The following is a 14,209-nucleotide window of genomic DNA, read 5'->3' on the forward strand; positions in this document are numbered from 1 at the left end:
CAGCTTTTAGAGACGCGTCTGCGCGTAGTGCTTCATCGCGGCGTTTGACCACTCGGCCACGCCTTCGGCCTGGGCGTCCAGCTGCGACCTGAACTCACCTTCGAGATACAGGTCCGCGAGTCCCGAGTAGGACTCCCGGTTGGGCGTCCAGGACAGGCAGATCCACCGGTAGTGGCGGTCGATCAGCTCCTGCGTCTCGGGAGCATCGGCCGCGACACCGGCCGTGAACAGCTCCGTCGCCCGCGTCACGATGTCCTGCCACTCCTGCAGGAACCTGTCGGCGTCGGCCTTCGTGGCACCCTGCCAGCGCTTCTTGCTGCTGGCGAGATGCTCCTTGACGCCGTCGCCGAAGCGGTCGACCAGCTGCGCCTCGTACTCCTTCTGCTTGGCGGCGTCGAAGCCGTCGAACAGCTCTTCCATCTTCACCTCGTCCCCTCCTTCCAGTTCTTGGATCGTTCGCGCGACGGTGTTGGCCAGCCGGTCCAGCCTGCGTCGTTCGTCCTGCAGCCACCGGTGGTGGTTGCGCAGGACCGTCAGCTGGTCCGTGCCGTTCAACATGTCCGCCACCACGTCGAGGCCCAGGCCCAGGTCGCGCAGCAGCAGGATCTGCTGCAGGCGATGCACCTGTTCCTTCTCGTAGTAGCGGTAGCCGTTGTCGCCGACCCAGGCCGGCGACAGCAGCCCGATCGAGTCGTAGTGCCGCAGCGTCCTGGACGTCACCTTCGACATCCGGGCCACCTGGGCGATCGACCAGGCCATTTCGGTTCCCCCTTCGCGCTTGGTTTCGAAGGTAAGGGTTGACGTAACGTCAAGGTCAAACCGGGTTTGGCAGGATGGTCGACGTGTGGACCATCGCTGGATCGCTGGAACCCTTCCCTGTGCTCTCGCGCCTCGACTTGGTGCCCGAACCGGTCGCCTTGGCGCTGAAGACGCTGGACGGCGCTGACCGCGTCGCCGTTGCCGAGATCGACGCTTCCCTGGCGGACACCGCCGAGTTCTGCGCGCACTACGGCTCGCCTTTGGCAGCCTCGGCGAACTGCGTCGTCGTCGCGGGCAAGCGTGGTGGCGAGATCCGTTATGCGGCCTGCATGGTGCTGGCGACCATGCGCGCGGACGTGAACGGAGTGATCCGCAAACGCCTCGACGCGCGCAAGGCGTCGTTCGCGCCGATGGACGAGGCCGTGGCGTTGACGGGCATGGAGTACGGCGGCATCACGCCGATCGGCGTGCCCGCGGACTGGCCGATCCTGGTGTCGCCGGAGGTCGCCGCCGCCCCCGAACTGGTCGTGGGCAGCGGCATCCGGGGCAGCAAGATCCTCATCCCCGGCGACGTGCTGATGAAGCTGCCGGGCGCGGAAATTCTGGACCTAGCCCGCGTACTTGAGCAGTAGCTCGATCGCCTCGTCGATGTCGTCGGTCACGAGGATCCACTGCTCGGCCTCGCGTCCCGCCGCCAGCTTCTGCACGAGCGGCGCGGCCGGCACCTCGTCGGTCCAGAAGGCCTTGCCCAGGAACACCATGGGCGCGGCCGGGCCGACGCTGCCGTAGTAGTTCTGCGTGAAGTCCTGGAAGACCTCCTGGACCGTGCCCGCCTTGCCCGGCGTGTAGATGATGCCGCCGGTCGCGACGGTCAGCAGGCCCTCCTCGCGCACCGAGTTCGCGAAGTACTTGGCGTGCAGCTCGCAGGCCGGGTTGGGCGGCTCGTGGCCGTAGAACCAGGTCGGGATGCCGATCGTGCGCGGGGTGTCGAAGCTGGGGACCTCCGGGAACGCCGCGAGCCACCGGCCGATCGACTCGTCGTCGTGGCCGAACGACGGCGCCTGCGCGAGAGCGGCGAGCACGTCCTTGTCGGCCTCGCCGAGACGGACGCCCAGCGGCACCGCCTCCATCGCGCCCGGTCCGCCACCGGTCAGCACGGTGAAGCCGGACTTGCCCAGCGCGGCACCGAGCTGCACCGCGTTGCGGTAGCCGTCCGAGCCGCGGGCCAGCGCGTGGCCACCCATGACCGCGATCGGCGACCCCGTCAGCGTCTCGTCGAGGGCCTCGGTGATCGAGTGGTCGTGCAGGCGTTCGGCCAGCGCGTGCAGCGGGTCCGGGTGGTGGCCCTGCTGCTTGCTGTGCTTGTAGATCACCGCGTCCGGGGTGTCGGCGTACGACTTCGGGTCGGCCGGGTCGAAGCCCGCGAACAGCTCTTCCGGCGTGTAGAGGCACGACCGGTATACCTCGTACGGCAGGTCCGGGATCACCGGGAAGATCAGCGCTCCCGCGGCTTCGGCCTGCCGCTGCATCCTCTCGCTGAGGGCGCAGCCCAGCAGCAGAGCGCCGTCCAACGGCACCCGCACGTCCTCGCGAGTCAGGTCCAGCCCGATGATGACGGCTTTGCGCAGGTCAGACTCTGCCCGCAGCTGGTCGAGGTCGGTGATTTCGGTCCGCACGAGAAAAAGCCTATGCCTCGCGCGAACCAACGTGCCGCCGAATCCGAATGAGTAGTGGGAACTGAGGTCCGCTCGCCACCCCCAGACGAGCGGCCGCGGGCCGCGCTGCCCAGGAAAGGTTCCCCGCAATGGCTACCCAACAGCTCACCGGATGCGCCGCCCGAGGTGCCCGAGTGGTAGATCCCCACCGCGTCGAGTACCTGGACTGCGGTGGTTACGGAGTTCCTCTGCTCGGCCACGCCCACCCCGCCGTGGTGCAGGCCGTGGTCGGCCAGGTGCGCCGGCCGTCACTGCTGGACCGCTTGATGCTCGACCTGGTCACGCCCAACGGCCTCGACCACATCCACACCTTCCCGTCGGCGTCCGAGGCCGCTCAGTTCGCCGTCGCTTTGGCTCAGGCCAACGGCCGCCCACGCGTGTTGACCACAGGTGACGTCCCGTACGGCGGCATCGACTCGTTGCGTGCGGTCCTGGCCTCCGGACCTCCCGCCTGCGTGATGGTCGAACCGGTGCGCGGGGTGTCCTGCCCGCCCGACGGCTACCTGCGCGCGATCGCCGAGGTGTGCCGCGAGCACGACGCGTTGCTCGTCGTCGACGAGACCCGCACCGGGCTCGGACGTCTGGGCGTCTGGTGGGGCTGCGACCTCGACGGCGTGACCCCGGACATCCTGCTCGTGGGCGAGGGCCTCTCCGGCGGCGTGCTGCCGATCGCGGCCGTCGTGGCGTCCGCTGAGGTCGAGGTGCCGCTGTGGCGCGGGCCGGAGGAGGTGTCGCCGCTGGCGTCCGCCGCCGTCAACGCCTGCCTGCGCGTCACGGCGTCCGAAGGCCTGGTCGAACGGGCCAGGCTGCTGGGCGACGAACTGCTGTACGGGTTGCGCACCGTCGTCGCGGGCAAGGCTCATGCGTCCGGACGCGGCCTGCTGCTCGGCGTCGAACTGCCCGACAAGCGCGCGGCCGACGTGTTCACCGGCGAGCTGCTGCGGTTGCGCGTGCTGGCCGACTTCCGGGGCAGGACGGTGAGTTTCACCCCTCCCGCGGTCATGTCGGCCGCGGACGCCGGGTGGCTGGTCGAGGCGGTGGGCAGGGCCGCCGCCAAGATCTAGACGGCTAGAAGATCACCGTCTGGTTGCCGTGGACGAGGACCCGGTCCTCCAGGTGCCAACGGAGTCCGCGCGCCAGCACGACCTTCTCGATGTCACGGCCCTTGCGCACCATGTCCGCCACCGAGTCGCCGTGCTGCACGCGCAGCACGTCCTGCTCGATGATCGGCCCGGCGTCGAGGTCCGCCGTCACGTAGTGGCACGTGGCGCCGACCAGCTTCACGCCGCGCCGGTGCGCCTGGTGGTAGGGCCGGGCGCCGATGAACGACGGCAGGAAGCTGTGGTGGATGTTGATCGTGCGCCCGGACCAGGCCGCGCAGAGCTCGGGCGGCAGGATCTGCATGAAACGCGCCAGCACCACCGCGTGCGGATCGTGCTTGTCCACCAGCTGACGCAGCTGCGCGAACGCGGCCTGCTTGCCCTCGGGGTCGTTCACCGGGAACGGCACGTGGTGGAACGGGATGCCGTGCGCGCGCGTGATGTCGCCGAGCTCCGGGTGGTTCGCGATGACGGCCGACACCTCGACGTCCAGCTCGCCGGTCGAGACGCGCGCCAGCAGGTCGTAGAGGCAGTGGCCCTCACGAGACGCCAGGATCACCACGCGCTTGCGAACGCCCGTGTCGGTCACCGTCCACGTCGACTGCGCACCGAGCGAGGCAGCGATCTCGGCGAACTGGGAGCGCAGCTCGTCCACACCGAACGGCAGGGAGTCCGCGCGGACCTCCTGGCGCGTGAAGAACCAGCTCGTCTCCGGGTCGGTGTGGTACGCGGCCTCGACGATCCAGCCGCCGTTGTCCGCGAGGAACGACGAGATCCTCGCGATGATGCCGGTGCGGTCCGGGCAGCCGAAGGTGATCACATAGCGACGTTCAGGCGATGACACGCGACAGGAGTATTCACGGCCTGGGCAGCGCCGCCAACAGGGACTCGTCGCCGGACACGATCGCGTGGCTCGGGCGGACGTACAGGGCCCGGTAGATCGCGTCGGCGGTGCCGGCGAGGGTGGCGTCGGCGTCGAAGGCGGCGTCCTGCGCGGACGTGATGACCAGCGGCTGCCCCGCGGTCAGCCTGACCTCCCACGTGCGGCCCGCGTCGGCGGCGTGCACCAGGATCCGGCCGGTCGCCTCGATCGACGAGCCCAGTTCGAGCCTGCGGGCCACCAGCACGGTGAGGTACTCGTCGATGCCGTCCGCGGCGAACTCCGGCTCGAACACCAGCGACGGAAGCTCGTGGCCGATCGCGAGCTCGGCGTCCAGGCGGTGGATCGACGTCTCGTGCGCCTGCCTGCGCGTCCAGAAGGCGGCGCGGAAGGACTTGTCGAACGTCCACGCGGGGCGGTCCGCCGGCGTCTCGCGCAACCGTTCGAGAAGCAGGGAAAGCCCGTTGTCCCACCAGGTCAGCGCCTCGTCGAAGTCCCGCGGCGCCTTCGTCCACTCAGGACGACCGGCTTCGGGTTCGGTGACGACCGCCTGGGCTGCCCACGTGTGCACCTCCGCGATGTGCCGCACGAGTTTCAGCACCGTCCACTCAGGACAGGTGGTAACCGGGGCGTCCGGGCCCGCCTTCAGGGCGGCCGAACGCAGCAACGAAGCCTGGGTCTCGATCTGCGCGACGTAGTCCACGGACCCAACCCTAGGGCGCGACGGCGGCCCATTCGAGGGAGATTTCACCGAGCCGCCAACGACGGCGGTCGTCCACGACGGGCCAGCCCCGCTCCCGGAGCAACCGCGCCGACTCCACCCACCGCGCGCGAGGCCCGAACGGCGCGAACGGCGCCGCGGTCGCCCAGCACGCGTCGAGCTCGGCCAGCAACGCGTGCACCCGCTCACCGGGCACGTTCTTGTGGATCAGCGCCTTGGGCAGCCGCTCCGCGATGTCACCGGGCGTCTCGATCGCGGACGGCTTGCAGGCCAGCGTGAACGTCTGCGGCCCGGCTTCCGAGAGCGTCACCCACGTGCACCGCCGGCCGATCTCGTCGCACGTGCCCTCGATCACCAGCCCGCCGGGGGCCATGCGGGCGAGCATCGTGTCCCACGCCTCGAACGACTGCTCCTCGGTGTACTGCCGCAGCACGTTGAACGCGCGCAACAACACCGGCCGCGCCCCGGCCAGTTCGAACCCGCCGCGCCGGAAGTCCAGCCAGGGCGGGTCGGCCACGGCCTTGCCCGCGTCGACGCGCTCCTGGTCGATCTCCAGCCCGAGCACGCGCACGTCGGGACGCACCGTCCGCAGCCGCAACGCCATCTCGACGGTGGTGATCGGCGACGACCCGTACCCGAGGTCGACCACGAGCGGGTCGGCGGCGTCGCTCAAGAACGACGACAGCGTGCCGGTCATCCACCGGTCGACCCGGCGCAGGCGGTTCGGGTTGGTCGTGCCGCGCGTCGGCAGGCCGAGCGCGCGGGCCCGGCCGGCCGCTAGCCGCGGTTTGCGAGCCATTCCGACGTGAACTCGCTCTCCTTGTTCAGCAGCACCACGACCTGCTCGGCGATCAGCTTCTCGAGCTTGCCGCCCATGAGCGGGATGCTGACCTTGACCTCCCCCACGAGGGTGGTCTTGGACCCGGCGCCGTTGCCCGTGATGGTGAACGAACCGTCCAACCGGCCGGGCACGCCGACGATCGCCACCTCGACCGTGCCGGCGCCCGCGGCCCAGTTCTCGACCCGCTGGATCACGAGGTCGCCGCCCAGCAGCGACTTGGCGATCGACGGCAGGTGCTCAGCGGGCACGCCCTGCTTGAGCTGGTACGACGTCCGGTCGCCGGATGTGGAGTACGTGACGAGCTCGGCGTCGTTGCCGCCGATCGCTGCCAGCCGGTCCCGCAGATAGGTCTCGTCGACCATCGCGCCGAAGACCTTCTCCGCCGAATGGGGTGACGTGGTGTGGTGCTCGATGCGGCGTGCCATGTCGCGGAGGCTACCGTTGACGTCTGTGACCACCACGCAGTCCGTACCTCTGGCCGAGCGCACCACGCTCCGACTCGGTGGCCCGGCCGCGCGGTTCGTCCACGCCACGACCGCCGCCGAGCTGGTCGAAGCCGTGCGAACAGCCGACGCCGCCGACGACGAGAAGGTCCTCGTGCTCGGCGGTGGATCGAACCTCGTGATCTCCGACGGCGGCTTCGACGGCACCGTGGTGCACGTCGCCACCAAGGGTTTCCGGCTCGATCCGCTGGGCGGCGGGATCGTCCAGTTCACCGTCGAGGCGGGCGAGGAGTGGGACGCGGTCGTCGCCGAGGCGGTCGCGCAGGGCCTCGGCGGGCTCGAGTGCCTGTCGGGCATCCCCGGCCTCAACGGCGCCACGCCCGTGCAGAACGTCGGCGCGTACGGCATCGAGATCTCCCAGGTGCTGCAGTCGGTGGATCTTCTGGACCGGCGCAGCGGCAAGGTGCACCAGGTGCCCGCGGCCAAGCTGGGCCTCGACTACCGCACCAGCGTGCTGAAGAACACCGACCACGCCGTGGTGCTGCGCACCAGGTTCTCGCTGACGGCGGGAGGCATGTCCGCGCCGATCCGCTACGCCGAGCTGGCGCGCGTTCTCGGTGTGCAGCAAGGTGATCGCGTTCCGGCCGACGAGGCCCGCAAGGCCGTGCTGGAGCTGCGCCGCGGCAAGGGCATGGTGCTCGACGCCGCGGACCACGACACGTGGAGCGCCGGCTCGTTCTTCACCAACCCGATCATCGACGACTCGACGTTCGCCGGCGTGCTGATCCGCATCGCCGAACGCCTCGGCCACGACGTGAACGTGCCGACCTACCCCGCGGGCCCCGGCCAGAAGAAGCTCTCGGCCGCCTGGCTGATCGAACGGGCCGGTTTCCGCAAGGGCCATCAGGGTCCCGGCGGCCGGGTGTCGCTGTCCGGCAAGCACACGCTGGCCCTGACGAACCGCGGCGGCGCCTCCACCGAGGACCTGCTCGACCTGGCACGCGAGGTGCGCGACGGTGTGCGGGCGGCCTTCGGCGTGGAACTTCACCCGGAACCCGTCTTCGTAGGCGTTCAGCTGTAGGTCTGTCCGGGTGACTCCATGTGACGAACCGTGACACGGCGTGTTTCATGGATGTATAGGGGCGGAACGGAGGTCGCTATGAGCTACCTCGACGAGAACGCGCTGGCAGCGGTCAGGCCGGTCAAGCGCATGGTGGAGGACGAGTTCCTCGCCCGGCCGGGCGTGATCGGCGTCGACATCGGCGAGAAGTACACCGCCGGACGCCCGACGGGCAAAGCCGCGATCGTGGTCTACGTGTGCGCCAAGGGACCGCAGCACCCGCTGCAGATCCCGGCGGAGGTCGGCGGCGTCCCGACCGACGTGGTCGCGGAGTCGATCGTGCTGCACCGGGCGCGGATCACCCGCGCGAGCGACGAGCAACCCGTTGTGGTGGAACGGCATCCGGTCCTGCGCGGTGGCATCAGCATCGGCCCCGCGCGGTCGTTCCGGGTCGTGCCGCCCGAGGTCGAGAAAGCCGGCGAGTACGTGATCGCGGGCACGCTCGGCGCGTTCGTGCTCACGAAGACCGAACCGAAGAAGGTGCTGGGGCTCACCACCTTCCACGTCGGCTGCGTCGACGACTCGTGGGCCGTGGGCGACGAGTTCGTGCATCCGTCCAGAGTGGACGGTGGCATCCCCGGTGCCGACCAGGTGGCCGTGCTCGACCGCGCGGCGCTGGCGGGTTCGGTCAGTGCGGCGGGCCTGAGGATGGGCGCGAGGCCGTTCCGCGCGGAGATCGTCGACATCGGCGCGATCACCGGCACGGCGGGAGCCACGATCGGCTCGACGGTCCGCAAACGCGGCCGCACCACCGAGCTCACGTACGGCGTGATCGTCTCGACGGACGCGACCCTGCGCCTGGACTTCGGCGACGGTATCGGCGTCCGGACGTTGCGCGACCAGATCCGCGTGCACTCGTCGGAACGCTTCGGCGACCACGGCGACAGCGGCGCGGTCCTGGTAGACGCCGACAACCGGGTCGTGGGCCTGTACGTCGCCGGATCGGGCTCGACAGGATTCGCGAACCCCATCGAGCCCGTCCTGCGTCAGCTGGACGTGGAGCTGCTCACCCGCGGTGTGCCCGAGTCGCGGAAGCCTGAGCCCGCGGCTTGAGCACGATCGTGTCGAGGTTCACGTGCGACGGCCGGGTGACCGCGAACGCGATGACGTCCGCCACGTCGTCGGCGACCAGCGGCGTGATGCCCTCGTAGACCTTGGCCGCGCGCTCGGTGTCGCCGCCGAACCGGTTGGCCGAGAAGTCCGTCTCGACCATGCCCGGCTGGATCTCGGTGACCCGCACCGGCTGACCCAGCAGTTCGCCCCTCAGCGTCCTGTGGAGCGCCGACTGGGCGTGCTTGGCGCTCGTGTACCCCGAGCCGTTGTCGTAGGCCTCGTACGCGGCGATGGACGTCACGGAGACGATGTGCCCGCCGCCGGACGTGATCAGCTTCGGGATGAACGCCTTGGTCACCAGCAGGGTGCCGAGGACGTTCGCCTCCCACATCCAGCGCCACTCGGCGGGATCACCCTCGGCCACGGTCGAGAGCCCGCGCGCGCCACCCGCGTTGTTCACGAGGACGTGTGCCTCGGGTACCCCCTCCGCGAAAGCGGCGACGGAGGCTTCGTCGGTGACGTCCAGCTCGATGGCCGTCCCGTCGATCTCCTTCGCGATAACGTGGAGACGGTCCAGGCGACGTGCACCGAGCACGACGTGGAACCCCTCGGCGGACAACCGCCGCGCGGTGGCCTCGCCAATGCCCGCGCTTGCTCCGGTCACTACTGCGACAGGTCGATTCACGGCCTCGATCGTAGGCGGCCGAGCCGGGTGTGACGGACGTCACTCGCACCTGAGGGTCCTGCTGCACGTCCACCATGGTGGGAGGTCGAAACCGTGAAGAGAACACTTGTCGCGCTGGTCGCCGGACTGACGCTGCTGACCGGCTGCTCGAGTGTCGAGGCGGGCTCACCGAAGGCGGACAGCTCGTTGCCGTCCGCGAAGGTCACCCTGTCCCCGGTCGACGGCACGAAGGACGTGCAGGTCACGAGCCCGGTGCAGGTCACCGTGGTGGACGGCAAGATCGAGTCCGTCGCGCTGAAGTCACCTGAGGGCAAGGACGTCAAGGGCACGCTGACCGAGGACAAGTCGGCCTGGACGACCGCCGAGCCGCTGGGCTACGGCAAGACCTACAGCTACTCCGGCAAGGCCGTCGGCACCGATGGCAAGCCGGTCGAGCTCAAGGGCTCGTTCACCACCGTCGCACCCGGCGCGCAGACCCGCGCGACGCTCTGGCCCAGCGACAACCAGACCGTCGGCGTCGCGGCGCCGATCATGGTCAAGTTCGAGGCGAAGGTCGAGGACAAGGCGACGGTCGAGAAGGCGCTGAAGGTCACCAACTCGGCGAACATCACCGGCACGTGGGCCTGGCTCAACGACCAGGAAGTGCACTACCGGCCGGAGAAGTACTGGCCGGCGAACACCCACGTCAAGGTCGAGGCCAAGCTCTACGGCGTCAACTACGGCGGCGGCGCGTTCGGCAAGGCCGACGTGACGTCCGAGTACGACATCGGCCGCAACCAGGTCGTGCAGATCAACAACCCGACGCACCAGCTCGTGGTCCTGCGCGACGGCCAGCAGGTCGCCTCGTACCCGGCCTCGTTCGGCCTCGACGCCGACGCCGAGCGGACCACGCCGAACGGCACGTTCGTGGTCATGTCGAAGAACGACACGTTCTCGTTCGACAACCCGCGTTACGGCTACACCAACGTCGTGAAGAAGTGGGCCGTGCGGTTCTCCAACCACGGCGAGTTCATCCACGAGAACAACGACAACGCGGGCAACATCGGCAAGAACAACACCTCGCACGGCTGCGCGAACCTGCTGGAAGCCGACGCCAAGGCGTACTACGACTCGGCGATGATCGGCGACCCGGTCGAGGTGACCGGCTCCATCACGACGCTGCCGGCGCAGTTCGACTGGTACGACTGGCAGATCCCGTGGGAGCAGTGGAAGACCAAGTCCGCGGCGAAGTAGGACCAACGGGAATTCGTCCCCCGACCAGGTCGTTTGCACGTGTGTGCACTTGACACACGTGACGGCGGCCGGCGGGGGACGACTGGCCGTCCGTGAGGCAGGACCGCTCGGCGCGCCGCCCGTGGTGCTGATCCACGGCTGGGCGCAGACGGGCGCTGTCTGGGACCTTCCCGGCTTCCGGACCTACGCCGTCGACCTGCGAGGACACGGCGAGTCCGACGACTTCGGCGACTACCGCGACTCCGTCCGGTGGGCCGCGGACCTCGACGCCGTGCTGGACCACACCGGGCCCGCGACCGTCGTCGGATGGTCCTACGGCGGGCTCGTCATCGCCGACCACCTCCGCTTCCACGGCACCGCGAAGATCACCGCGCTGGTGTTCGTGAGCGCGATCACCGAGATCGGCCGTGACCGCCCCGGAGGCGTCACCGGCCCCGTGATGCGCGCCGCGTTGCCCGCCGCCATCACCGACGACGAGGTGATGGCCGACTTCTGCCGGGCCATGGCACCCGCTCTACCTGCTGAGACGGTCGCCGAACTCACAGCCGCCGCGACCTCGGTGAGCCCTAAAGTGCGAGGTGAGCTGTTCCGCAGGGACGTGGGCAGCGCTGACGTGCTCAAGGCCGTCGACGTGCCGACGCTGATCGTGCACGGAACTCAAGACGAGGTGGTCGCCCCTGCCGCCGCCGAGTACTCCGCCGCCCTGATCCCCGGAGCCGAGTTGAGCCTGTACCCCGACACCGCGCACGCGCCCTTCCTGGAGCGGCCCGCCCAGTTCCTCTCCGACCTGAAGCGGGTGGTCCGGTGAAGCGCGTCGCGGTGCTGTCGGTACACACCTCGCCGCTGGAGCAGCCGGGGACCGGTGACGCGGGCGGGATGAACGTATACATCGTGCAGACGGCCACGCGGATGGCTCAGCGCGGCGTCGAGGTGGAGATCTTCACCCGTGCCACGTCGTCGGATCTGCCGCCGGTCGCTGAGCTGGCGCCGGGCGTGCACGTCCGGCACATCGCGGCCGGGCCGTTCGAGGGTCTGGGCAAGGAGGAGCTGCCAGGCCAGCTCTGTGCGTTCTCGGCCGGAGTCTTACGCGCCGAGGCACGGCACGAGCCCGGCTACTACGACGCCATCCACTCGCACTACTGGCTGTCCGGGCAGGTCGGCTGGCTCGCGCGGGAACGGTGGGGCGTGCCGCTCGTGCACACCGCGCACACGCTGGCCAAGGTCAAGAACCTGGCGCTGGCCGAGGGCGACGCGCCGGAGCCGCGGATGCGGGTGATCGGCGAGGAGCAGGTCGTCAACGAGTCGGACCGGCTCGTGGCCAACACCGACATCGAGGCCAGCGAGCTGATCAAGCTCTACGACGCGGAGCCGTCCAAGGTCGCCGTGGTGCCGCCCGGTGTGGACCTCGACCGCTTCACACCTGGTGACCAGGCTCGTGCGCGGCAGTGGCTCGGGATAGCGCAGGACGCGATCGTGCTGGCGTTCGTCGGCCGGATCCAGCCGCTGAAGGCTCCTGACGTGCTGCTTCGTGCCGCCGCCGAGATGTTGGTGCGTGATCCGGGGCTGCGGTCGAAGCTGGTCGTGCTGATCGTCGGAGGGCCCTCGGGGTCTGGGCTGGAGCAGCCGAAAGCGTTGGAAGAGCTGGCCGCGCAGCTGGGGATCACGGACGTGGTGCGGTTCCTGCCGCCGCAGCCGGGACCGGCGCTGGCCGAGGTCTACCGGGCCGCCGACCTGGTGGCGGTGCCGAGCTACAACGAGTCGTTCGGGCTGGTGGCGCTGGAAGCCCAGGCGTGCGGGACGCCCGTGGTCGCGGCTGCGGTCGGCGGGTTGCCGGTGGCGGTCAACGACGGGGTGTCCGGGGTGCTCGTGCACGGGCACGAGGCGGACGCGTGGGCTGCGGCGATCGGCTCAGTGGCGTTGCCGCAGAGGGAGCACCTGGCGAGCAACGCGGTGGGGCATGCGCGACGCTTCTCGTGGGACCGCACGACTGACGCCCTGCTGGCGGGGTATCAAGAGGCGGCAGAGGTGTTCCGCCGGGAGGTTTTCATTTGAGCGTGGACAGCGTGATCAAGTCCTTTTTGGACGAACGCGAGCTGAAGTACGACCGTCGTGAAGAGGGCAAGTTCTTCGTGACGCTGCCGGGGACCAAGAAGCTGCAGACCAACGTGTGGCTGGTCGAGACGAAGCACGCGCTGGTGGTCGAGGCGTTCGTGTGCCGGCGGCCTGACCAGTCGTTCGAGGACGTCTACCGGTTCCTGCTGCGACGCAACGCACGGCTGTACGGCGTGCACTACACGATCGACGCCGAGGGTGACATCTACCTGGTCGGACGGGTCGGCAAGCACGCCGTGACCGCCGACGAGCTGGACCGCGTGCTCGGTCAGGTGCTGGAGGCGGCGGACGGCGACTTCAACCCGTTGCTCGAGATCGGGTTCGCCGACGCGATCCGGCGGGAGTGGGCGTGGCGGGTGTCGCGCGGCGAGTCGCTCGCGAACCTGCAGGCCTTCCAACATCTCGTTTCGGAATAGGCGGCAACCCCAGGGCTGCCCGGACCCGTCCGACTGGCATGGGTAGACCAGTGCTGTGGGTGGGAGTCGCGTTGCTGGCCCTGGTTTCCGCGGGGTGTGGCAGCAACAGCGGGAAGAACATGAGCGGGTCGGCGGGGATGGACAACGCCGCACCGCAGGTGGCGCAGCAGAACGCGGCGCCGCAGGAGAAGCAGGCGCAGGAGCCTGCGGCCGTGCAGCCGGTGCAGCAGCAGGAACGTCAGCTGGTGCGCACGGCCACCGTCGACCTGCGCAGCGACGACGTGTTGAAGGCCATCGGTTCGGTGAAGGACCGGGCTCAGGCCGTCGGCGGGTTCGCGGGGCAGGAGAACTCGACCAAGGAACGCGGGACCGTGACGGTGCGGGTGCCGTCGTCCGAGCTGGACCGGGTCGTGCGGGATCTTGCGAGCGTCGGTGAGGTGACTCGCAGCGAGGTGCGCAGCGAGGACGTCACGGACCAGCTGGTCGACACCGAGGCGCGGATCGCGACGCAGAAGGCCAGCGTGGAGCGGCTGCGGGTGTTGTTCGAGCGGGCCGGGTCGACGTCGGAGATCGCGCAGATCGAAGGCGAGCTGACCAAGCGGCAGAGCGAGCTCGAGTCGATGCAGCGGCGCAGCGAGTCGTTGAAGGGCAAGGTGGCCCTGGCGACGTTGACCGTGCAGGTCGCGACCGTTCCGATCGCACCGCCCGAGCCGGAGAAGGCCGGGTTCGTCGGTGCGTTCCTCGGCGGGTGGGACGCGGTGGTCGAGTTCCTGAGGTGGATCACCGTGGCGGTGGGCGCGCTGCTGCCGTTCGTGCTGGTGCTCGCGGTGCCCGCGGCGGTGGTGATCTACGTCCTGAGGCGCCGGAAGCGCGTCACTCGAACGAACGAAGCCGCCTGATCAAGATCTACTCAGAGTGGCCCTTTTGATGCGCGGAACGGCTCGGGAGAGAGGGGGAGTCGCATCGAGCCGTCCCGCGTCAAAGGTCCCCGCTGCAGTGGATCCGTGGACGGGGGGTGCCTGCGGATCCCAAGCGGGCCACGCGATTCGACGGGGGAAGACGAACCGCGCAAGTGCCTCGCGCCAGTCGAGTAAGCGTGGGAGCCGACTCGCGGAGGCGGTATCAACTTCT

The 14,209-nt window shown here is 69.5% G+C and carries 16 protein-coding genes; 9 read left to right on the plus strand and 7 right to left on the minus strand.

Annotated elements, in window-relative coordinates; all coding sequences use genetic code 11:
* Positions 1-6 precede the first annotated feature (6 nt).
* Positions 7-759, minus strand: coding sequence for a MerR family transcriptional regulator (locus ABZ345_RS04660; RefSeq protein ID WP_359842896.1), 753 nt, complete (start codon positions 757-759; stop codon positions 7-9).
* Between the two features lie 74 nt (positions 760-833).
* Between ABZ345_RS04660 and ABZ345_RS04665 the strand changes: the two genes are divergently transcribed.
* Positions 834-1,391, plus strand: a complete 558-nt coding sequence (locus ABZ345_RS04665) for a YbaK/EbsC family protein (protein WP_359842898.1) — start codon at positions 834-836, stop codon at positions 1,389-1,391.
* Here ABZ345_RS04665 and ABZ345_RS04670 read toward each other — a convergent pair.
* Complete coding sequence (locus ABZ345_RS04670) at positions 1,368-2,435, minus strand: hypothetical protein (RefSeq protein ID WP_359842900.1); 1,068 nt, start codon at positions 2,433-2,435, stop codon at positions 1,368-1,370. The two genes, ABZ345_RS04665 and ABZ345_RS04670, sit on opposite strands and share 24 nt — an antisense overlap.
* Before the next feature lie 173 nt (positions 2,436-2,608).
* Here ABZ345_RS04670 and ABZ345_RS04675 point away from each other — a divergent pair, with 173 nt between their 5' ends.
* Positions 2,609-3,538 (plus strand): aminotransferase class III-fold pyridoxal phosphate-dependent enzyme, encoded by a 930-nt coding sequence (locus tag ABZ345_RS04675; RefSeq protein WP_359842902.1) that lies wholly within the window; start codon positions 2,609-2,611, stop codon positions 3,536-3,538.
* Positions 3,539-3,542: 4 nt separating this feature from the next.
* On the opposite strand, the gene purU is transcribed toward ABZ345_RS04675, so the two are convergent.
* Genes purU through ABZ345_RS04695 form a run of 4 tightly spaced genes read right to left on the minus strand, consistent with a single transcriptional unit; the run spans position 3,543 to position 6,441 of the window.
* Positions 3,543-4,394, minus strand: a complete 852-nt coding sequence (gene purU, locus ABZ345_RS04680) for a formyltetrahydrofolate deformylase (protein ID WP_359842903.1) — start codon at positions 4,392-4,394, stop codon at positions 3,543-3,545.
* A gap of 37 nt (positions 4,395-4,431) precedes the next feature.
* A complete protein-coding gene (locus ABZ345_RS04685; protein WP_359842905.1) occupies positions 4,432-5,157 on the minus strand; it encodes a maleylpyruvate isomerase N-terminal domain-containing protein in 726 nt (241 codons plus the stop codon).
* Positions 5,158-5,167: 10 nt separating this feature from the next.
* Positions 5,168-5,974: a class I SAM-dependent methyltransferase gene (locus tag ABZ345_RS04690; RefSeq protein ID WP_359842907.1), complete on the minus strand. Its 807-nt coding sequence runs from the start codon at positions 5,972-5,974 to the stop codon at positions 5,168-5,170.
* A complete protein-coding gene (locus tag ABZ345_RS04695) occupies positions 5,953-6,441 on the minus strand; it encodes a DUF2505 domain-containing protein (protein ID WP_359842909.1) in 489 nt (162 codons plus the stop codon). The genes ABZ345_RS04690 and ABZ345_RS04695 overlap by 22 nt, the downstream gene beginning before the upstream one ends.
* On the opposite strand from ABZ345_RS04695, the gene ABZ345_RS04700 reads away from it, so the two are divergent.
* Positions 6,440-7,540 (plus strand): UDP-N-acetylmuramate dehydrogenase, encoded by a 1,101-nt coding sequence (locus ABZ345_RS04700; RefSeq protein ID WP_359842911.1) that lies wholly within the window; start codon positions 6,440-6,442, stop codon positions 7,538-7,540. The two genes, ABZ345_RS04695 and ABZ345_RS04700, sit on opposite strands and share 2 nt — an antisense overlap.
* A gap of 78 nt (positions 7,541-7,618) precedes the next feature.
* Positions 7,619-8,632 (plus strand): hypothetical protein, encoded by a 1,014-nt coding sequence (locus ABZ345_RS04705; RefSeq protein ID WP_359842913.1) that lies wholly within the window; start codon positions 7,619-7,621, stop codon positions 8,630-8,632.
* Here the strand turns inward: ABZ345_RS04705 and ABZ345_RS04710 are convergent.
* Positions 8,586-9,317, minus strand: a complete 732-nt coding sequence (locus ABZ345_RS04710) for an SDR family NAD(P)-dependent oxidoreductase (RefSeq protein WP_359842914.1) — start codon at positions 9,315-9,317, stop codon at positions 8,586-8,588. The two genes, ABZ345_RS04705 and ABZ345_RS04710, sit on opposite strands and share 47 nt — an antisense overlap.
* A 93-nt stretch (positions 9,318-9,410) precedes the next feature.
* On the opposite strand from ABZ345_RS04710, the gene ABZ345_RS04715 reads away from it, so the two are divergent.
* Genes ABZ345_RS04715 through ABZ345_RS04735 form a run of 5 tightly spaced genes read left to right on the plus strand, consistent with a single transcriptional unit; the run spans position 9,411 to position 13,977 of the window.
* Positions 9,411-10,550: an Ig-like domain-containing protein gene (locus tag ABZ345_RS04715; RefSeq protein WP_359842916.1), complete on the plus strand. Its 1,140-nt coding sequence runs from the start codon at positions 9,411-9,413 to the stop codon at positions 10,548-10,550.
* A 43-nt stretch (positions 10,551-10,593) separates the two neighbouring features.
* On the plus strand, positions 10,594-11,358 hold the full coding sequence (locus ABZ345_RS04720) for an alpha/beta hydrolase (RefSeq protein ID WP_359842918.1): 765 nt from the start codon (positions 10,594-10,596) through the stop codon (positions 11,356-11,358).
* On the plus strand, positions 11,355-12,602 hold the full coding sequence (gene mshA, locus ABZ345_RS04725) for a D-inositol-3-phosphate glycosyltransferase (protein ID WP_359842920.1): 1,248 nt from the start codon (positions 11,355-11,357) through the stop codon (positions 12,600-12,602). Before ABZ345_RS04720 ends, mshA begins: the two co-directional genes overlap by 4 nt.
* Positions 12,599-13,078 carry a YbjN domain-containing protein gene (locus ABZ345_RS04730; RefSeq protein WP_359842922.1) on the plus strand — a complete coding sequence of 160 codons (480 nt, stop codon included), beginning with the start codon at positions 12,599-12,601 and terminating at the stop codon, positions 13,076-13,078. The genes mshA and ABZ345_RS04730 overlap by 4 nt, the downstream gene beginning before the upstream one ends.
* A 50-nt stretch (positions 13,079-13,128) precedes the next feature.
* On the plus strand, positions 13,129-13,977 hold the full coding sequence (locus ABZ345_RS04735) for a DUF4349 domain-containing protein (RefSeq protein WP_359842924.1): 849 nt from the start codon (positions 13,129-13,131) through the stop codon (positions 13,975-13,977).
* Positions 13,978-14,209 lie beyond the last annotated feature (232 nt).

It is taken from the genome of Lentzea sp. NPDC005914 (genome assembly GCF_040629405.1).
GTDB lineage: Bacteria > Actinomycetota > Actinomycetes > Mycobacteriales > Pseudonocardiaceae > Lentzea.